The 19,474-nt window shown below is 70.8% G+C and carries 15 protein-coding genes; 10 read left to right on the forward strand and 5 right to left on the reverse strand.

Annotated features, from left to right (window positions below; all coding sequences use genetic code 11):
* Positions 1-320: 320 nt before the first annotated feature.
* Both ABD691_RS02850 and ABD691_RS02855 read left to right on the forward strand, forming a co-directional pair.
* Positions 321-1,292: a DNA-processing protein DprA gene (locus tag ABD691_RS02850; RefSeq protein ID WP_344677754.1), complete on the forward strand. Its 972-nt coding sequence runs from the start codon at positions 321-323 to the stop codon at positions 1,290-1,292.
* The gene (locus ABD691_RS02855; protein ID WP_344677755.1) at positions 1,270-2,094 is read left to right on the forward strand and encodes a ComF family protein; all 825 of its coding nucleotides are present in this window, start codon (positions 1,270-1,272) and stop codon (positions 2,092-2,094) included. Before ABD691_RS02850 ends, ABD691_RS02855 begins: the two co-directional genes overlap by 23 nt.
* On the opposite strand, the gene ABD691_RS02860 is transcribed toward ABD691_RS02855, so the two are convergent.
* Positions 2,091-2,456: a winged helix-turn-helix transcriptional regulator gene (locus ABD691_RS02860; protein WP_344677756.1), complete on the reverse strand. Its 366-nt coding sequence runs from the start codon at positions 2,454-2,456 to the stop codon at positions 2,091-2,093. The genes ABD691_RS02855 and ABD691_RS02860 overlap by 4 nt on opposite strands.
* An 86-nt stretch (positions 2,457-2,542) precedes the next feature.
* Between ABD691_RS02860 and ABD691_RS02865 the strand changes: the two genes are divergently transcribed.
* Positions 2,543-3,400 (forward strand): NAD(P)-dependent oxidoreductase, encoded by an 858-nt coding sequence (locus ABD691_RS02865; protein WP_344677757.1) that lies wholly within the window; start codon positions 2,543-2,545, stop codon positions 3,398-3,400.
* A 99-nt stretch (positions 3,401-3,499) separates the two neighbouring features.
* Here the strand turns inward: ABD691_RS02865 and ABD691_RS02870 are convergent, their stop codons facing one another.
* On the reverse strand, positions 3,500-4,645 hold the full coding sequence (locus tag ABD691_RS02870; RefSeq protein WP_344677758.1) for a DUF6777 domain-containing protein: 1,146 nt from the start codon (positions 4,643-4,645) through the stop codon (positions 3,500-3,502).
* Between the two features lie 291 nt (positions 4,646-4,936).
* Positions 4,937-7,231 (reverse strand): FdhF/YdeP family oxidoreductase, encoded by a 2,295-nt coding sequence (locus ABD691_RS02875; protein WP_344677759.1) that lies wholly within the window; start codon positions 7,229-7,231, stop codon positions 4,937-4,939.
* Between the two features lie 121 nt (positions 7,232-7,352).
* Here ABD691_RS02875 and ABD691_RS02880 point away from each other — a divergent pair, with 121 nt between their 5' ends.
* From ABD691_RS02880 to ABD691_RS02890, 3 genes are all read left to right on the forward strand, one after another.
* A complete protein-coding gene (locus ABD691_RS02880) occupies positions 7,353-9,986 on the forward strand; it encodes a valine--tRNA ligase (protein ID WP_344677760.1) in 2,634 nt (877 codons plus the stop codon).
* 151 nt (positions 9,987-10,137) lie between these two features.
* Complete coding sequence (gene folC, locus ABD691_RS02885) at positions 10,138-11,505, forward strand: bifunctional tetrahydrofolate synthase/dihydrofolate synthase (protein ID WP_344677761.1); 1,368 nt, start codon at positions 10,138-10,140, stop codon at positions 11,503-11,505.
* The gene (locus ABD691_RS02890) at positions 11,502-11,960 is read left to right on the forward strand and encodes a DUF4233 domain-containing protein (protein WP_344677762.1); all 459 of its coding nucleotides are present in this window, start codon (positions 11,502-11,504) and stop codon (positions 11,958-11,960) included. Before folC ends, ABD691_RS02890 begins: the two co-directional genes overlap by 4 nt.
* A gap of 81 nt (positions 11,961-12,041) precedes the next feature.
* Here ABD691_RS02890 and ABD691_RS02895 read toward each other — a convergent pair whose 3' ends face one another.
* Positions 12,042-13,142 carry a zinc-binding dehydrogenase gene (locus ABD691_RS02895; protein ID WP_344677763.1) on the reverse strand — a complete coding sequence of 367 codons (1,101 nt, stop codon included), beginning with the start codon at positions 13,140-13,142 and terminating at the stop codon, positions 12,042-12,044.
* Positions 13,143-13,299: 157 nt separating this feature from the next.
* On the opposite strand from ABD691_RS02895, the gene ABD691_RS02900 reads away from it, so the two are divergent.
* The 4 genes from ABD691_RS02900 (at position 13,300) to ABD691_RS02915 (ending at position 17,921) form a co-directional block, all read left to right on the forward strand.
* The gene (locus tag ABD691_RS02900) at positions 13,300-14,814 is read left to right on the forward strand and encodes an alkaline phosphatase D family protein (protein ID WP_344677764.1); all 1,515 of its coding nucleotides are present in this window, start codon (positions 13,300-13,302) and stop codon (positions 14,812-14,814) included.
* A gap of 133 nt (positions 14,815-14,947) precedes the next feature.
* Positions 14,948-15,358 (forward strand): nucleoside-diphosphate kinase, encoded by a 411-nt coding sequence (ndk, locus tag ABD691_RS02905; RefSeq protein ID WP_344677765.1) that lies wholly within the window; start codon positions 14,948-14,950, stop codon positions 15,356-15,358.
* A gap of 5 nt (positions 15,359-15,363) precedes the next feature.
* The gene (locus tag ABD691_RS02910; RefSeq protein ID WP_344677766.1) at positions 15,364-15,894 is read left to right on the forward strand and encodes a GNAT family N-acetyltransferase; all 531 of its coding nucleotides are present in this window, start codon (positions 15,364-15,366) and stop codon (positions 15,892-15,894) included.
* A gap of 71 nt (positions 15,895-15,965) precedes the next feature.
* Entirely contained in the window at positions 15,966-17,921 is a 1,956-nt protein-coding gene (locus ABD691_RS02915) for a TIGR03960 family B12-binding radical SAM protein (RefSeq protein ID WP_344677767.1), read from the forward strand.
* Between the two features lie 25 nt (positions 17,922-17,946).
* On the opposite strand, the gene ABD691_RS02920 is transcribed toward ABD691_RS02915, so the two are convergent.
* Positions 17,947-19,269, reverse strand: a complete 1,323-nt coding sequence (locus tag ABD691_RS02920) for a S8 family peptidase (protein WP_344677768.1) — start codon at positions 19,267-19,269, stop codon at positions 17,947-17,949.
* Positions 19,270-19,474: the final 205 nt, after the last annotated feature.

Raw genomic sequence — 19,474 nt, forward strand, 5'->3', positions numbered from 1 at the left:
CGTAGCTGCCCTCACTCCACCCGAAGCACGGACCGAGCCTCGCCGAGAGGCACGATCTGAGCGCTGAGCGTGCGCGAGATGGAGTTCGGAAGATCCGCCCGGTTGCGGGCGCCTGCCCGCAACCGACCCACTCGTACGGCCTGGGCGACAGAGGCGACTGCTGGCAGCTCCCGTTCCGGCGAGCCCAGGCCGTCGTAGAGGTGTGAGTGGACGCTGATGTCAGGGCCATCTGGGACTCTCTGGGACGACCCCTGTCGTGGTGTTCGGAGCGTGACAGGATGTTGGACGGAACAGGACACGTTCGTGGGGAGGTGACCAGGTTGAAAGCCATTTTCGGCACCACTGGCTCCGCAGGAGGTACTGATCGCCCGTGGGATGACGTGGAACGGGCCGCATTGGTCGCGCTGCTCCGCACTCGTCCTGAACGGATGACCTGGCAGGAGATCGCGGCGGAGGTCAGTGCGGAAGGCCGCGCGACTGCTGTGTGGGAGAAGCTCGTTCCGTCCTCTCTTTTCGGTGCGGAGGAGTCTCCCCGAGAGCAGGCTATGTCCGATATCGAGTCATGGCGGGTGCAGGGGATAGGATTTCTGACCTTCCTCGATCCGGATTATCCGACCGGGCTCCGGGAAATTCATGAAATGCCGCCGGTTCTCTTCTACCGTGGTTCTCTTCGGCGAGGCGAGCGAGCGGTCTCCGTGGTCGGGTCGCGCGCAGCCTCCGACAAGGGTTTGAAGATTGCAGCGACGGTCTCGCGTAACCTGGTCCAGCGTGACATCACAGTGCTTTCGGGGCTGGCGAAGGGAATTGACACCGCTGCGCACACTGCGGCGCTGGAAGCTGGCGGCAGAACTGTCGCCTGTATCGGTACTGGTATCTCCCGGTGCTATCCCGCCGCCAACAGTGCTCTGCAGGAGCAGATCGCACAAGATGGCCTCGTCCTTTCGCAGTTCTGGCCGGACGCCCCTCCGAGGCAGCAGAACTTCCCCATGCGCAACGCCGTCATGTCGGGATACGGCCATGTCACCATCATCGTGGAAGCGGGGGAGAAGAGCGGCGCGCGAATCCAGGCGCGCCAGGCCGTCGCGCACGGGAGGCAGGTCGTTCTCACCGACTTCGTCGTGGATGGCAACGAATGGGCCAGGAAGCTGGTCGGTCGTCCGGGTGTGCACGTCGCCGAGAGCACCAAGAAGATCATGGAGGTTGTCGAGCATGTGGTGTTCTCTGAGCGCAGCACCGGCGACCTGCTCGACCAGCTCATTTCTCTGAGGGGTGGACTCGGCCATCGACAATGATGAAGGTCTGGGGGACTTCATCCTGGAAATTTCCAGGGTGGTCGGCGCAGGTTTTCTGCGCAATGCTGTTCGGGAAAGCGGAGTGACGTGTCGCGTCTGCGCAACGCCGTTGGAATTGAACCGAAACTACGTCGAATGCTTCGGATGTCGCGAGGTCCGGCTCGCGGCCAAACGTCAGGGTGCGGGGTTGGCGGACCTGGTCGTTCCGTTGTTCTACGCCCTGAAAGGGGCGCAGTCGGGCCATCTCATGCATTCCTACAAGACCGCGGCTGTGACGAAGGCAGGTGTGGATCAGCTCGGCCTCCTGCTCTCCACCGCACTGAACTTGCACGAACCGTGCATCGTGTCCGCGGTTGGACGACCGCTGTCGGCATGGGCCAGTGTGCCTTCCACCCGTACTCCGGGTCGTGATCATCCGATCCGGCGGATCGCAGCGAGGAGCCTGAAGTACACTGGTCTCCCCGAAATCGTGATGTTTCCTGGGCCCGGGTTCACCCGGACGCCTCGCGAATTCCTGCCGCAGCTGTGGATGGTGGCTGATCAGGACCTGACTGGGCACCATGTGCTGTTGATCGACGATACCTGGACGACTGGTTCTCACGCGCAAAGCGCGAGCGCCGCACTCCGGTCCGCAGGTGCGACTGCCGTGACTGTTCTGGTTCTGGCCCGGTGGCTGACAACGACGTGGAGTCCGACCCAGCGGTTTGTGCGGGAACGGCTGAACGAGGACTACGACATTCTGAGTTGTCCGGTCTCCGGAACCAGATGCGCCCTTCCGGGCATCTCAGACGCACCGTTCTAGCCGGGTTCTGCCTGGCCCGCCGTCTCGTGCCGGTACGAGGTCCCGAGGACGTTCTTGCGGCCCCAGGCGCCGAGCGGAGCCAGCGCGGTGTTGAGCTCCGCGCCGAGCGCCGTCAGCGAGTACTCGACGCGGGGCGGCACCTCGTCGTGGGTCTCGCGGTGCACGATCCCGTCGTTCTCCAGCTCGCGCAGGTGCGAGGTGAGCACCTTCTCCGTCACGCCGGGCAGCTCGCGGCGCAGTTCCCCGAACCGGTGCGGCCGTTCGTCCAGCGCCCAGAGGATCAGCACCTTCCACTTGCCGCCGATGACGTCCATCGCCGCGTCGATGCCGCAGACGAAGGATCCCGGCCTGCGCGCCACCATCCTGACCTCCTCGCTTCCCCCGGAGTAACCACCCACTCCGAAGTGCGTACTTGTCGGTTTCCGGGGGTGCGGCAAGCCTAATCGGCATGAACGACAAAGCTCCGCTCTCGGTCCTCGGCCTCGGCGCGATGGGCACCGCGCTCGCCCGTGCCTGGGAGGCGGCCGGGCACCCGGTCACCGTCTGGAACCGCACGCCCGCGCGCGCCGAGGGCTTCTCCACCGCGGCGGGCAGCGCCGCCGAGGCGGTGGCCGCGAGCCGCCTCGTGGTCGTCTGCCTGCTCGACGACGCGTCGGTCGGGGAGGCCCTGGCCGACACCGACCTGACCGGCAAGGACCTGGTCGACCTCACCACCGGCACCCCGGACCAGGCGCGCGAGCGCGCCGAGTGGGCGCGGGCGCGCGGGGCCCGCTTCCTCGACGGCGGCATCATGGCGATTCCGCCGATGATCGGCGTTCCGGAGTCGGGCGGGTACGTGTTCTACAGCGGTTCCCGCGAGCTGTTCGACGAGCACCGGGAGACCCTGGCCGTTCCCGCGGGCACCAACTACGTCGGCACCGACGCCGGGTACGCCGCGCTCCACGACGTCGCGCTGCTCAGCGCCATGTACGGGATGTTCGCCGGGGTCTCGCACGCGTTCGCGTTGGTGCGCAAGGAAAACATCGATCCGGAGGCGTTCGCCCCGCTGCTGTCCGGCTGGCTCGGCGCGATGCTGCCCTTCGTGCAGCGGACCGCCGAGCAGCTGGCGAGCGGCGACTACACGACCGGAGTCGTCTCCAACCTCGCCATGCAGGCGGCGGGCAACGCCACGATGCTGCGCACCGCCGAGGAGCAGGGGGTCAGCCCCGAGCTGCTGACCCCGTACCTGGATCTGATGGCGCGCCACGTCGCCGACGGCCACGGCGACGAGGACGGCACCGGGATGATCGACGCGCTCCGGAAATGACAGGCGTGCCCAGGAAATGACGGGCGTGCTCCGGAAATGACAGCGGTGGGCGGTGCTGCCCGCAAGCAGCACCGCCCACCGTGGATCGCCGATCGGGGATCACTGCCCCGCAGAGCCTGACTGCCCTGCAGAGCCCGACTGTCCGGCAGAGCCTGACGGCGAAGTCTTGGACCCCTGGTCCTGACCGGTGTCCGTGCCCTCGTCGACCGGTTCGGGCGACTCGGATGTCTCCGTCTCCTCGACCTGTTCCTCGACGAGCTTCTTCGGCTCCTCGCCCTTCTTCCCGGGCTCCTTCTCCGGCTCCTTCTTGGGCTCTTCCGGCGGCTCGTAGGTCGTGCCGCTCTTGTCCTCGTAAAGGTCCTTGGCGTAGTTGAACTTCTTCTGCGCGTCGTCGAACTTCTTCTGGGAGGACACGACCTTCTTGTCGGCCTCCTTGGCCGCCGCGGTCTTCTTCTCCAACTTCTCCCTGGCCGCCTTGATCTCTGCGGGAGATGCGCCCGCGGCGATGAGCTTGTCCAGTTCGTCCTTGGCCGCCTGGGCCTCGCTCCACGCCTTGGCGGACACCTCCATGGCGGCGTGGAGCTCCGCCCTGGCCTTGCCCATCGCCTGGTACGCGGAGTCGGCCGCGGCCCTGAGCTCGTCGACGGTCGGCGGCTTGACCGAGCCACCACCGCCGCCGGAACCACCGGAACCGCCGGAGGACCGGCTGCCCGCGACTTCGCCGGGCTGGGAGGCGGTGCCGCCGGGTGCGCCCTGCTCGCTCTCGCTCGCGGTGAGCGGATTCCCGTTGAGGCACTTGACCGCCGGTTCGCCCTTGGCATTGGCGAACACCGCCGTCCCCGCCTCAAGCACGGTCGGCCGCGCGACGAACTCGCCGTCCCGGTAGCCGTGGCTGGTCACCGGGGTGTCCGCGTCGATCCGGTCCGGCGTCAGGCCGCTGACGAAGTCCGGGATCTGCTCCGGGGTCATCCCGAACACCTGCGCCCAGGCCCGTGACCTGTCCGGGTCCAGCTGGAGGCCGGAGACCAGCTCCACGGCGTCGCAGCCGGACTCGTCGGCCGCCTTGTCGCCCACCGGCACCAGGAACGGGTCCGTCCCCGCCGAGGTGCTGGACTCCGCGGCCACCTGCCGGACGGAGGTCTGGCCGGGAGCGAGCGACCACGCCGCGCCACCGGCGAGTCCGACGACCACGGTCGCGGCGAGGGTTGTGGTGAGCGTGGAACGGGCGGTTCTGCGATGGGTCATCGATCGGTCTCCTCGGTGTCGTGAAAGCCCGATTTGGGCGATACGAGGAGACTGGCAGCGGCGCGGGATAGCGGGCGATGGTGCGGACCCCCGGCCCGGAGGCGCCGGGCCCCGGGCCGCGCTGGGGCGTCCCCCAGCGCCCAGCGGCGTTGCCCCGCGCTCAGCGGTGCGTCCGCGCTGAGCGGGGTGGCCCGGCGCCGAGCGGCGCGGCCCGGCGCTTGGCGGTGCGGCCCGCTTAGCGGCATCCCCCAGCTCTCAGCGTCCCCCCAGTTCTCAGCGGCGGCCCAGCCCTCAGCGGCGTTCCAGCCGGACCACGATCGCCTTCGACACCGGTGTGTTGGACCTCTCCGCCACCGATCCCAGCGGCACCAGGGCGTTCGCCTCCGGGTAGTAGGCCGCGGCGCAGTCCCGGGCGGTCGGGTAGGCGACGATGCGGAACCGCTCCGCCCGGCGCTCCTCGGTCGTCCCGTCCTGGCCCCACTCCGAGACCAGGTCGACGACGTCGCCGTCGGCGAAGCCCAGCGCCTCGACGTCGGCGGGGTTGACCATCACCACCCGGCGCGCGTCCTCGATGCCCCGGTAGCGGTCGGACAGGCCGTAGATCGTGGTGTTGTACTGGTCGTGGCTGCGCAGCGTCTGGAGCAGCAGGCGGCCCTCGGGCAGCTCCAGCGGTGCGGCTTCGTTGACCGTGAAGTTCGCCTTCCCCGTCGCGGTGCGGAAAGTGCGGCTGTCGCGCGGCGGGTGCGGCAGTACGAAGCCGTCGGGCTCGCGGACCCTGCGGTTGTAGTCCTCGCAGCCCGGAACGACGTTGGCGATGTGGTCGCGGACGGCGTCGTAGTCGGTCTCGAAGACCTCCCACCGCACCGGGTGCCCGTTGCCGAGCAGCCTGCGGGCCAGCCGGGAGACGATCGCGACCTCCGACAGCAGGTGCTCCGAGGCGGGTTCGAGCCGCCCGCGCGAGCGGTGCACCACCGACATCGAGTCCTCGACGGTGACGAACTGCTCGCCGCCGGCCTGCACGTCCTTCTCGGTGCGCCCGAGCGTCGGCAGGATCAGCGCGGTCCGCCCGGCCACCGCGTGCGAGCGGTTGAGCTTGGTCGAGATCTGCACGGTCAGCTCGCAGTCGCGCAACGCCTGCTCGGTGGCCTCGGTGTCCGGGGTCGCCGCGACGAAGTTGCCGCCCATGCCGACGAAGGCCCTGACCCGGCCGTCCCGCATCGCGCGCAGCGAGTCCACCGTGTCCAGCCCGTGGCGGCGGGGGACCGGCACGCCGAACTCCGCCTCCAGCGCGTCCAGGAACGCCTTGGGCATCTTCTCCCAGATGCCCATCGTCCGATCGCCCTGGACGTTGGAGTGCCCGCGCACCGGGCACACGCCCGCGCCCGGCTTGCCGATCATCCCGCGCAGCAACAGCAGGTTCACGACCTCGCGGATGGTCGCCACCGCCGCCTTCTGCTGGGTCAGCCCCATCGCCCAGCACGCCACCGTGCGCTCCGAGGCGATGACCATCCCGGCGATGCGCTCGATCTGCGCCCGCTCCAGCCCGGTCGCCTCCTCGGTCGCCGCCCAGTCGATCTCGGCGGCCTGCGCGGCGAACTCCTCGAAGCCGTGGGTGTGGGCGTCGACGAACTCCCGGTCCACCGCGCCCGCTTCGAGCACCAGCCCGTTGATCGCGCGGAAGAGGGCCAGGTCACCGCCGATGCGGATCTGGGCGAACTCGTCGGCCAGCGGGGTGCCGCCGCCGATCACGCCGCGCACGTTCTGCGGGTTCTTGAACCGCATCAGCCCGGTCTCCGGCAGCGGGTTCACCGCGATGATCCGCCCGCCGCGCCGCTTGACCTTCTCCAGCGACGACAGCATCCGGGGGTGGTTGGTGCCCGGGTTCTGCCCGACCACCAGAACCAGGTCGGCCTGCTCGACGTCGGCCAGCGACACCGACCCCTTGCCGATGCCGATGGTCTCGGTCAGCGCCGAGCCGGACGACTCGTGGCACATGTTCGAGCAGTCCGGCAGGTTGTTGGTGCCGAAGCCGCGGACCATCAGCTGGTACAGGAACGCGGCTTCGTTGCTGGTGCGCCCGGAGGTGTAGAAGACGGCCTCGTCCGGGCTGTCCAGCCCGTTGAGCCGCTCGGCGATCAGGTCGAAGGCGTCGGCCCACCCGATCGGCCGGTAGTGCTCGTCCCCGTCGAGCCGGACCATCGGCTGCGTCAGCCGCCCCTGCTGGCCCAGCCAGTAGTCGGTCTTGCCCGCGAGCTCGGCGATCGGGTGGCGGGCGAAGAACTCCGGGCCGACCCGCCGGGTGGTCGCCTCCTCGGCGACGGCCTTGGCGCCGTTCTCGCAGAACTCGGCGAGCTTGCGCCGGTCGCCGTCCTCCTCGCGCGGGTCCGGCCACGCGCAGCCCGGGCAGTCGAAGCCGGACCGCTGGTTGAGCAGCGGCAGGGTCTTCAGCGTCCGGCCCGCGCCCATCTGCTCCCAGCTGCGCTGGAGCGATACCAGCACGCCCTTCACGCCGGCCGCCGCGCGCTTGGGGCTGCCGACCTCCAGCGCGGATTCGTCGATGTCCTGTTCCGGGGCTCCACGCACCATGTGCCCAGAGTGCGCCTCGATCAACAGCCCGGCACCGTGCTGTGACGTGGCTCACATTGATCCGCAAGCAGTAGCCGGGACGGATGTCAAGGTGAACCTGGCAGCTTCGTACACTCTGCGTGTGACACAGACCCAAGCCGCACAGCCCCGTGAACTTCCGTCGACCTGGAATCCGGCCGACGTAGAGGCCGAGCTGTACCAGCGCTGGGTAGCCGCCGGATACTTCACCGCCGACCCGGCCAGTGACAAGCCCCCGTTCTCGATCGTCATCCCGCCGCCGAACGTCACCGGCAGCCTGCACATCGGCCACGCCTTCGAGCACACCCTGATGGACGTGCTCACCCGGCGCCGCCGGATGCAGGGCTACGACGCCCTGTGGCTGCCGGGCATGGACCACGCCAGCATCGCGGTGCACGCGCTGGTGGAAAAGCAGCTCCGCGACGAGGGGATCGACCACCGCGAGCTCGGGCGCGAGGGCTTCCTGGACCGCGTCTGGCAGTGGAAGGAGAAGCACGGCGGGGCGATCCTGTCGCAGATGCGCCGGCTCGGCGACTCCGTCGACTGGTCCCGCGAGCGCTTCACCATGGACGACGGTCTCTCCCGCGCCGTCCGGACGATCTTCAAGAAGCTCTACGACGACGGCCTGATCTACCGCGCGGAGCGGCTGGTCAACTGGTCGCCGGACATGCGGTCGGCCATCTCCGACATCGAGGTGGAGCACAAGGAGGTCGAGGGCGAGCTGGTCTCCATGCGCTACGGCGACGGCGAGAACTCGATCGTCGTGGCCACCACCCGCGTCGAGACGATGCTCGGTGACACCGCCGTGGCGGTCCACCCCGACGACGAGCGCTACCGGCACCTGGTCGGCACCGAGATCGAGCTCCCGCTGACCGGCCGCCGGATCCCGGTCGTCGCCGACACCCACGTCGATCCCGAGTTCGGCACCGGCGCGGTGAAGGTGACCCCGGCGCACGACCCGAACGACTTCGAGATCGGCCAGCGCCACGACCTGCCGATGCTCACGATCATGGACGAGCAGGGCCGGATCGCCCACACCGGAACCGAGTTCGACGGCATGGACCGCTTCGAAGCCCGGGTCGCGGTGCGCGAGCGCCTGCGCGAGCAGGACCGGATCGTCGCCGAGAAGCGGCCGTACCTGCACAGCGTCGGGCACAGCTCGCGGTCCAAGGAGCCGATCGAGCCGCGCCTGTCGTTGCAGTGGTACGTCCGGGTCGGCCCGCTGGCCAAGGCGGCGGGCGACGCGGTGCGCGACGGCCGGGTCGAGGTGCACCCGCCGGAGATGGCCAAGCGCTACTTCGACTGGGTCGACAACCTGCACGACTGGAACATCTCGCGGCAGCTGTGGTGGGGCCACCGGATCCCGATCTGGTACGGCCCGAACGGCGAGGTCGTCTGCGTCGGGCCGGACGAGGAGCCGCCGACCGGCGACGGCTGGCACCAGGACGAGGACGTCCTGGACACCTGGTTCTCCTCGGGCCTGTGGCCGTTCTCGACCATGGGCTGGCCGGACGACACCGCCGATCTGCGCAGGTACTACCCGACCAGCGTGCTGGTCACCGGCTACGACATCCTCTTCTTCTGGGTCATCCGGATGATGCTGATGGGCCTGTACGCGATGGACGGCGAGCCGCCCTTCAGGACCATCGCGCTGCACGGCATGGTCCGCGACGCGCACGGCAAGAAGATGTCGAAGTCGGCTGGCAACACGGTCGACCCGCTGGAGTGGATGAACTCCTACGGCACCGACGCGCTGCGCTTCACGCTGGCCCGCGGCGCCAACCCGGGCGCGGACTCGCCGATCAGCGAGGAGTGGGTCGCCGGTTCCCGCAGCTTCTGCACGAAGCTGTTCAACGCCACCAAGTTCGCGATGATGAACGGGGCCCGGGTGCCGGACGCGCTGCCCGCGCGGTCCGGCCTGACCGACGCCGACCGGTGGATCCTGGACCGGCTCGACCAGCTCGTGTCCGAAGTGGACGAGCTGCTGGAGGACTTCCAGTTCGCCAAGGCCACCGAGGCGCTCTACCACTTCACCTGGGACGAGTTCTGCGACTGGTACCTGGAGCTGTCGAAGGTCCAGCTGGATGCCCACACTGAACGCGCCGAGAGCACCCGGGAGGTCCTCGGGTACGTGCTCGACGTGCTGCTGCGCCTGCTGCACCCGACGATCCCGTACCTCACCGAGACGCTGTGGACGACCCTGACCGGTCGCGAGTCCGTCGTGATCGCCGACTGGCCCGCGCCCTCGGGCGAGCAGGCCGACCCCGGCGCGGCCGAGCGGATCGCCGCGGTGCAGAAGCTGATCACCGAGATCCGGCGGTTCCGGTCCGACCAGGGCCTCAAGCCGGGGCAGCGGGTCGCCGCCCGCCTCGGCGGGATCGCCGAGCTCGGGCTCGACGGGCACGTGGCCGCGGTGCGGTCGCTGGCCCGGGTCACCGAGCCCGCGGACGGCTTCACCTCGTCGGCCTCCATCGAGGTCGGCCTGACCGGCGGCACCGTCGCGGTGGAGCTGGACCTGTCCGGCGCGGTCGACGTCGAGGCCGAGCGCAAGCGGCTGGCCAAGGACCTCGCGGCGGCCGAGAAGGAGCTGTCGGGCGCGGACAAGAAGCTCGGCAACCCGGCCTTCACCGGCAAGGCCCCGGCCGAGGTGGTCGACAAGATCAGGGTCCGCCGGGAGACCGCGCTGGCCGACATCGAGCGGATCAACGCCCGCCTGGCGGCGCTGCCGCAGGGCTGAGCGCGCACGACCGCGGGAGCGGGCCGTCCCAGGTGGGGCGGCCCGCTTCGTCGTGGGTGCGGGTGCGCGACCGCCGCCGGACGGTCCGCCGGAGCCGCGACGTAGACTTTGACCTCGACATTCGCCGTCGGGGCACAGGAGAGTGAAGGACTTGTCCGACACCGATCCAGGCGCGTTGCAGGAACTGCGCGTGGTGGAGGCCGAACTCAACGAGCGCTGGCCGGAGACCAAGATCGAGCCGTCGCTCGACCGCATCCGGGCGCTGACCGACCTGCTGGCCGAGCCGCAGCGCAGCTATCCGGTGGTGCACATCGCGGGCACCAACGGCAAGTCGTCCACGTCCCGGATGATCGACGCGCTGCTCGGCCGGATCGGCCTGCGGGTCGGCCGCTACACCAGCCCGCACCTCCAGCTCGCCACCGAGCGGATCAGCATCGACGGCGCCCCGATCAGCCCGGCCGCCTACGTCGAGGCCTACCGCGACATCGCGCCGTACGTGTCCATCGTGGATTCCCGCGGCGAGATCGCGATGAGCAAGTTCGAGGTGCTGACCGGGATGGCGTTCGCCGCGTTCGCCGACGCGCCGGTCGAGGCCGCGGTGCTGGAGGTCGGGCTCGGCGGCAGCTGGGACGCCACCAACGTCGCCGACGCCAAGATCGCGGTGATCTGCCCGGTCGCGCTGGACCACGCCGAGTACCTGGGCAGCGACCTCGGCGGGATCGCCAAGGAGAAGGCCGGGATCATCAAGCCCGGCTCGGTCGTGGTGCTGGCCGCGCAGCCCGCCGAGGCGCAGCAGCCGATCATGGACCGGATCGCCGAGGTCGACGCCACCGTGGCCCGCGAGGGGCACGAGTTCGGCGTGCTCTCGCGCACGGTCGCCGTCGGCGGCCAGATGCTGCGGTTGCAGGGGCTCGGCGGCGTCTACGACGAGGTGTTCCTGCCCCTGCACGGCGAGCACCAGGCGCGCAACGCCTCCCTCGCGCTCGCCGCGGTCGAAGCGTTCTTCGGCGCGGGCGCCCAGCACCAGCTCGACGTGGACGCGGTCCGCGAAGCCTTCGCGAGCGTCATCACCCCCGGCCGCCTGGAGCGGGTGCGCTCGGCGCCGTCGGTGCTGGTCGACGCCGCGCACAACCCGCACGGCGCGCGGGCGCTGGCGGACGCGCTGAGCTCGGAGTTCTCCTTCCGGCGGCTGATCGCGGTGATCAGCGTGCTCGGCGACAAGGACGTGCGCGGCATCCTCGCCGAGCTGGAACCGGTGGTCGAGGAGGTCGTGCTGACCAGGAACTCCTCGCCGCGCGCGATGGACCCCGACGAGCTAGCCGGCATCGCCAAGGACGTCTTCGGCCCGGACCGGATCGTGGTCGAACCCCGCATGGACAACGCGGTCGAGACCGCGATCCAGATGGCCGAGGAGACCTCCGACCCGGGCGAGTCGGTGTCCGGCGGGGGTGTGGTGATCACCGGATCCGTGGTGACCGCGGGCGAGGCGCGGGCGCTGTTCGGCAAGGAGCCCGCGTGAGCCAGGAACCCAACACCCCGTCCGGCGACGACGAGTACGGCCTGCCGATCCCGCCGGAAGGCGTGCGCGACCCGTGGAAGGGCCTGCGCGGGATCATGGCGGCCACGCTGATCCTGGAGTTCATCGTCTTCGGCCTGGCGCTGCCGGTGGTCTGGCAGTTCGCCGGGGGAGTGTCGAGCGTCGGATTCGGCGTCGTCGTGGCGCTGTCGGTGCTGCTGCTGGCCGCCGCGTTCGTGCAGCGCCGCCGGTGGGGCCTGTGGTTCGCGCTCGCGTTGCAGGCGGCGCTCGTGCTGTGCGTCTTCGTGCACCCGGCGATCGGGATCATGGGCGTGGTGTTCGCCGTGGTGTGGGGCTACATCGTGTACCTGCGCCGCGACGTCGCCAAGCGGATGCGCGAGGGGCGGCTCTACGACCAGCTCGGGCATCCGCCGGGGTATCCGCCCGAGAAGCAGTGAGCTGACCGGCGTCTCGTCGAGCGCGAACGGGGTGAACGGCACGGCTTCGCGCAGCGCGGCGACGCCAGGTCGGGCCGGGCGTCAGCCGATGTCGACGATGGCGCGACCGACGATCTCGCCGCGGTTGAGGGAGTCGTAGGCGTCCTGGACCCGGTCGAACGGGTAGCGGCGGCTGATCGCGTCCTGCGGGCGGAGCAGGCCGCGGGCGACCAGGTCGAGCAGCACCGGCATGTCCCGGCGGGGCTTGGCGCCGTAGGAACCCTTGATCTGCAGCTTGCGGCGGGCGATGGTCGCCAGGTCGAACTCGCCGACCGTGCCCCTGGGCGCGATGCCGACGATCACGACCTGCCCGCCCTCGACCACCGAGTCGCGAGCCACCTCGAAGGTCGCCACCCGGCCCAGCGCTTCGAACGCGACGTCCACGCCGCGGCCACCGGTGATCTCCCGGATCGCCTGCGGCGCGTCGGCCTCGGCCGAGTTCACGGTGTGGGTCGCGCCGAGCTCGCGCGCCGCGGCCAGCTTCTCCTCGCTGATGTCCACGGCGACGATCACCGAGGCGCCGAAGGTCGCGGCGAGCTGGATCAGCGCGGAGCCGACCCCGCCCGCGGCGACCACCGCGACGGTGTCGCCGACCCGGACGTCGGCGGCGTGCCGGAGCGCGCCGTAGGCGGTCATCGTCGAGCAGCCCACCGAGGAGACGTCGGCGAGCTCGACCCCGTCGGGCACCTTGAACACCGAGGACGCCGTGGTCACCGAGCGCTCGGCCAGCCCGCCCTGCGAGTACATCCACACCGGCTCGCCGCCTGCCCGGAACAGCCGGGTGCCGCCGTCGTAGAGCTGGCCCTTCGCGCGGTTGTAGGCGAAGAACCGCTCGCAGATCTCCTCGTCGCCGCGCGCGCAGTTGCGGCACCGGCCGCACGGCATGATGAAGCTGGTGACCACCCGGTCCCCCACGGCCAGCTCCGAGACCTCGGGCCCGACTTCCGAGACCACCCCGGCGACCTCGTGCCCGAGCACCGACGGGGTCGGGAACGGCAGTTCCCCCTTGAGCACGTGCAGGTCCGAGTGGCACGCCCCGCAGGAGGTCACGTCGATGGCGACCTCGCCGGCGAGCGGCCGGGGGTCGGCGAGTTCTTCGATCCGCATCGGTTCGTTCACGGCGGTGTGCACGGCGGCGCGCATCCGGGACCTCCAGCTCGGACCGTCCAGTCGGTATGACCGGGATCGAAGCTAACCCGGTGCGGCCGCTCGCACCAGAGCCCGAACCCGGCACGGCCGGTTCAACTGCGCGTCGGCTGATCGTGGCCACCCGGACGTCGCACTGGATTACAACGTCCGCATGAACCTCGGACGCCGCACCCTGCTCACCGGCACCGGCGCGCTCGCCGCCGGACTGCTCCTGCCTTCCGGCCCGGCCTTCGCCCGCCCCGACCGCCCGCGCCTGACCCACGGGGTCCAGCTCGGCGACCCGCGCCCCGACGGCGCCGTCGTCTGGACCCGGGCCGACCGCCTGTCCCGGATGTTCGTCGAGATCAGCACCCGCCCCGACTTCCGGGACGCCCGGCGCGTCCCCGGCCCGTGGCTCACGCCCGAGACCGACGGCACCGGCGAGGTGCGGATCGACGGGCTGGCGCCGGGGCGCGAGGCGTTCTACCGCGTCGTCGCCCAGGACCCGGACGGCCGGGTCGACAGCGAGCCGCTGACCGGCAGCTTCCGCACGGTCCCCAACGGGCCGCGGGACATCCGCTTCCTGTGGTCCGGTGACGTCGTCGGTCAGGGCTTCGGCATCAACCCCGACCTCGGCGGCATGACCATCTACTCCGCCATGGCCGACCGGAACCCGGACTTCTTCCTGCACAGCGGCGACACCGTCTACGCCGACGGGCCGCTGAAGGAGACCGTGACCCTGCCCGACGGCCGGGTGTGGCGCAACGTCGTGACCCCGGAGAAGTCGAAGGTCGCCGAGACCCTGGCCGAGTACCGGGGCCAGTTCGCCTACAACCTGCTCGACGACAACTTCCGCGCGTTCGCCGCGAAGGTCCCGCAGCTGGTGCAGTGGGACGACCACGAGGTGACCAACAACTGGTACCCCGGCGAGATCCTGGACCGGCCCGAGTACACCGAGAAGCGCGTCGACGTCCTGGCCCAGCGCGGGTTCCAGGCGTTCCACGAGTGGCAGCCGGTGCGGCACCAGGACGCCGTCGACGGCCGGGTGTACCGCAAGGTCTCGCACGGTCCGCTGCTCGACGTCTTCGTGCTCGACATGCGCAGCTACCGCGACCCGAACTCGGCGGGCACCAAGCCCGAGCGGATCCTGGGCGAGCGGCAGGCGCGCTGGCTGGTCGAGGAGCTGTCCAGCTCGCGCGCGACCTGGAAGGTGATCGCCTCGGACATGCCGATCGGCATCGTCGTGCCGGACGGCGACAAGATCGAGGGCGTCGCCAACGGGCAGCCGGGCGCGCCGAACGGCCGAGAGGCCGAGCTGGCGTGGGTGCTCCAGGAGATCAGCCGCCGCGGGATCGCCAACACCGTGTGGCTCACCGCCGACGTGCACTACACCGCCGCGGTCCACTACTCGCCGGAGCGCGCCGCCTTCGACGGCTTCGACCCGTTCTGGGAGTTCGTGTCCGGCCCGCTCAACGCGGGCGCGTACCAGCCGAACAAGCTCGACCCGACCTTCGGGCCCGAGTACGTCTTCGCCTCCACGCCCAACCGGCTCGGCGCCTCGCCGATGGAGGGCTTCCAGCACTTCGGCGAGGTCAACATCGAGGCCGGTACCGGTGTGCTGCGCGTCGACCTGCGCGACATGACGGGCAAGTCGCTGTGGAGCAAGGCGCTCGATCCGCGGCGCTGACCGGGCGGCCCGCGCTCGCCGCGCCACGGGGCGTCGGCCTGCCGACGCCCCGTGAGGGCGGTCGCACCTGCGCCGATACCCTGGCGGGCAAATCGGGCGCGGGGTGAGCGCCCAGGCACAGAAGGAGACAATCGTGAGTGAGCGCACGCTCGTCCTGATCAAGCCCGACGGCGTCGAGCGCGGCCTGGTCGGCGAGGTCATCAACCGGATCGAGCGCAAGGGGCTGAAGCTGGTGGCGCTGGAGCTGCGCCAGGTCGAGCAGCAGCTCGCCGAGCAGCACTACGCCGAGCACGACGGCAAGCCGTTCTTCGGCAGCCTGCTGGAGTTCATCACCTCCGGCCCGGTCGTGGCCGCGGTCGTCGAGGGCCCGCGGGCGATCTCGGCGTTCCGCCAGCTCGCGGGCGGCACCGACCCGGTCGACAAGGCCGCGCCGGGCAGCATCCGCGGCGACTTCGGCCTGGAGGTCCAGTTCAACCTCGTGCACGGCTCGGACTCGGCCGAATCCGCGGCCCGCGAGATCAAGCTCTGGTTCCCGGAGCTCTGAGCGCGGTGACCGGCGACGAGTTCGTGACCGGCCCGCACCGGGTCGACACCCCGCACCCCGGCCTGGTCCACGCGCTGGCCGACCTGTGGGGTCAGGTCACGATCGCGGGCGGCGGGGTCGGTTTCGGCCCGGCCGACCCGGTCGAGGAGGTGCGCGCGGCGGCGAGCTCGGTGATCGACGACGTCGCAGCCAGGCGCGCCCACCTGATCACCATCGGCCGCAGCCACGAGCTGGTCGGCGCGGCGGTGCTGGTGCCCGGCCGGTACCCGGTGTCGCGGCACACCGCCGAGCTGTCGCTGCTCATGGTCCACCCGGACCTGTGGGGCAGGGGCTGGGGCAGGCAGCTGGTCGAAGCCGCGGTCTCGCAGGCGCGGGCGATCGGTGTGGAAAAGCTCGAACTCGTCGCCCGCAGCGGCGCCGGCCTTGAGGAGTTCTACACCGCGCTGGGCTGGGTGGAGAGCGGTCGCTGGCCCGGCTCGGTCCGCGTCGCCGAAGGCGACGACCGGGACCGCGTCTGGTTCACCCGCGATGTCTGAGCCCGCGGTGGGGGAGTGCGGCACCGGCACCGCACTCCCGGCTCGCTCCGGGCGCCACGTACGCTGAAACGGTGAGTGCGGAGTCCGTTTTCGACCGCTTGGAGCCGTTGCTGCCGCGCGTCTCCAAGCCCGTGCAGTACGTCGGCGGAGAGCTGAACTCGACCGTCAAGGACTGGGACGAGACCACCGTCCGGTGGTGCCTGATGTATCCCGACGCCTACGAGGTCGGTCTGCCGAACCAGGGCGTCATGATCCTCTACGAGATCCTCAACGAGTTGCCCGACGTGCTCGCCGAGCGCACCTACGCGGTGTGGCCGGATCTCGAAGCCCTGATGCGCGAGCACGGCATCCCGCAGTTCACCGTCGACAACCACCGCCCGGTCGGCGCCTTCGACGTCCTCGGCGTCAGCTTCGCCACCGAGCTCGGCTACACCAACCTGCTCGCCGCGCTGGACCTCGCGGGCATCCCGCTGCACGCCGTCGACCGCACCGACGACCACCCGATCGTGCTGGCGGGTGGGCACGCGGCGTTCAACCCCGAGCCGATCGCCGACTTCCTCGACGCCGCCGTGCTCGGCGATGGCGAGGAAGCCGTCCTGGAGATCACCGAGGCGATCCGCGCCTGGAAGGCCGAGGGCGAGCCGGGCGGCCGGGACGAGCTGCTGCTGCGGCTGGCCGAGAGCGGCGGCGTGTACGTGCCGAAGTTCTACGACGTCTCCTACGGCGAGGACGGCGCGATCGCGTCGGTCGTGCCCAACCACGAGCGCGTGCCGTACCGGGTGTTCAAGCGCACCACGATGGAGCTCGACGACTGGCCGTACCCGAAGAAGCCGCTGGTCCCGCTGGCCGAGAGCGTGCACGAGCGGATGAGCGTGGAGATCTTCCGCGGCTGCACCCGCGGCTGCCGGTTCTGCCAGGCGGGGATGATCACCCGGCCGGTCCGCGAGCGGTCCATCGAGGGCATCGGCGAGATGGTGCAGCGGGGGCTGGAGGCGACCGGGTTCGAGGAGGTCGGGCTGCTGTCGCTGAGCTCGGCCGACCACTCCGAGATCGCCGACATCACCAAGGGCCTGGCCGACCGCTACGAGGGCACCAACACCGGGCTGTCGCTGCCGTCGACCCGGGTCGACGCGTTCAACATCGACCTGGCCAACGAGCTGTCCCGCAACGGCCGCCGGTCCGGGCTGACCTTCGCGCCGGAGGGCGGCAGCGAGCGGATCCGCCGCGTGATCAACAAGATGGTGTCGGAGGAGGACCTGATCCGCACCGTCTCGGCGGCCTTCGCCAACGGCTGGCGGCAGGTCAAGCTGTACTTCATGTGCGGTCTGCCGACCGAGACCGACGAGGACGTCCTGCAGATCGCCGAGATGGCCAAGGAGGTCATCCGGGCGGGCCGCCAGGCGGCGGGGCGCAAGGACATCCGGTGCACCATCTCCATCGGCGGTTTCGTGCCCAAGCCGCACACGCCGTTCCAGTGGGCGTCGCAGTGCGACCCGGACACCGTCGACGAGCGGCTGCGCAAGCTGCGGCAGGCGATCAACTCCGACCGCGGCCTCGGCCGCAACATCGGCATGCGCTACCACGACGGCAAGCCCTCGCTGGTCGAAGGACTGCTGTCCCGGGGCGACCGCCGCATCGGGCGCGTGATCGAGCGGGTCTGGCGCGAGGGCGGCAAGTTCGACGGCTGGAACGAGCACTTCTCCTACGACCGCTGGGTGGAGTGCGCGCAGGCCGAGCTGGAACCGCTCGGGGTGGACCTGGACTGGTTCACCACCAGGGAGCGCGGCGAGGGCGAGGTCCTGCCCTGGGACCACCTCGACTCGGGCCTGGACAAGGAATGGCTGTGGGCCGACTGGCAGGACGCCCTCGACGCCCGCGAGCAGGACGACTGCCGCTGGACCCCGTGCTTCGACTGCGGGGTGTGCCCGACCATGGGCACCGACATCGAGGTCGGTCCGACCGGCCGCAAGCTGCTGCCGATCTCGCCGGTCGGGCAGGGCTCCCCGATCGGCAATTCGTCCTTGTAGGGATTCCCGAGGAGATCGCCGGACCTCAGCCGGTGGCGGCTCGGTAGGCGTCGACCAGGCCGTGGCCGTAGAAGCCGTTGTAGGTCGCGAAGCCGCGGCAGAGCGCGTCCTGCGAGGTGTCGGCGTTGAGGTCGTAGTCGGCCGGGCAGCCCAGCGGCTTCGCCTGCTGCGCCAGCAGCTCCGCGAGTTCCCGCGGCCCGGCCGAGGGGTGCCGCGACGCCAGCAGCGCGGCCACCCCGGAGGCGTGCGGCGCCGCCATCGACGTGCCGCAGGCGGTGTCGTACCCGCCGCCGGGCACCGTCGACAGCACGCACCCGGTCCGGACGTCCCCGCCGGGCGCGGCGACGTCGACCACGCCGAGGCCGTACGAGCTGTACCCCGCCTTGACCTGGTCGGGGCTCACCGCCGACACGCCGATCACGTCCTCCAGACCGGCGGGCACCGTGGCGCAGTTCGGCCGCCGCCCGGCGGCGAGGTCGAGCTGGTCGTTCCCGGCGGCGGCGACGGTCAGCACGCCCTCGCCGGTGGCGTGGCCGACTGCCCGGCGCAGCGCCTCGCGCGGCACCGGCGACCCGCTCCCGGTGCAGCCCTGCTGGGCGGACTCGACCAGGAAGCTGCTGTTGACCACGCGGATGCCGTGGTCGGCGGCCCACATGAACCCGCACACCGCGTACTCGGGATGCACGTAACCCTCTTCGTCGACCACCCGCACCGACGCCACCCGCACGCCGGGCGCGATCCCGGTGCTGCCAAGCCCGTCGTCGGCGGCGGCGATGATGCCCGCCACGTGCGTCCCGTGGGCGGCTCCGCGGGTGCGCGGGGTCCAGGCAGGCTGTTCGGGCGTGAGGCAGTCGGCCGAGCGAGCGGGGTCGAAGGCAGCGGCGAGTTCCGGGTGCTCGTGGTCGACCGCCGAATCCAGCACACCCACCACGACGTCCGGGCTGCCCCGGGTGACCGCGCGGGCCTCCGGCGCGCGCACCGCCTCGGCGTTCCACTGCGGATCGGCCGCGAGCTCGCCACCGAACCCGGAGGCACCGCCGTCCTCCCGCACCGCGCCTTCCGCGCTGTAGGCGCGCTCGCCGCCGATCAGCTGCGCGAACCGGGGATCGGCGGAATCGACCACGCCGACCCCGATCGGCTGGTAGTAGGCCGCGAGCGTTCCGCACCGGTCCGAGGTCTCCGCACCGGCGTCGGCACCGCTGGTCTCGGGCGCGAACAGCACCACGTAGCGCAGGTTCGGTCCGCTGCCGGTGCAGGACGGCTCACCCGCGGCGACGGGCCCGAGCAGAGCGGCCAGCACCGCGAGGACGATCACCAGGCACAGGCGCCGGAGACGTGCGACCCCCATCAGTGCTCCTATAACCCCGGGCTCCCATCAACCCTGGGCTCCCATGACTAACCCCGGGCTCCCGTGTAACTCTGGGCTCCCGTGACGCTGCCGGTGCGCGAACCCCCGGACGTTAACCAGCTCGCGGTCGCCCGAACAAGTGCTGTCCGCCAAGTGCCGTCCGCTCCCGGCACCTTCCTGGCCGCACCGGGGGAGCCCTTGTCAC

It is taken from the genome of Saccharopolyspora taberi (assembly GCF_039534165.1).
Lineage (GTDB): Bacteria > Actinomycetota > Actinomycetes > Mycobacteriales > Pseudonocardiaceae > Saccharopolyspora_D > Saccharopolyspora_D taberi.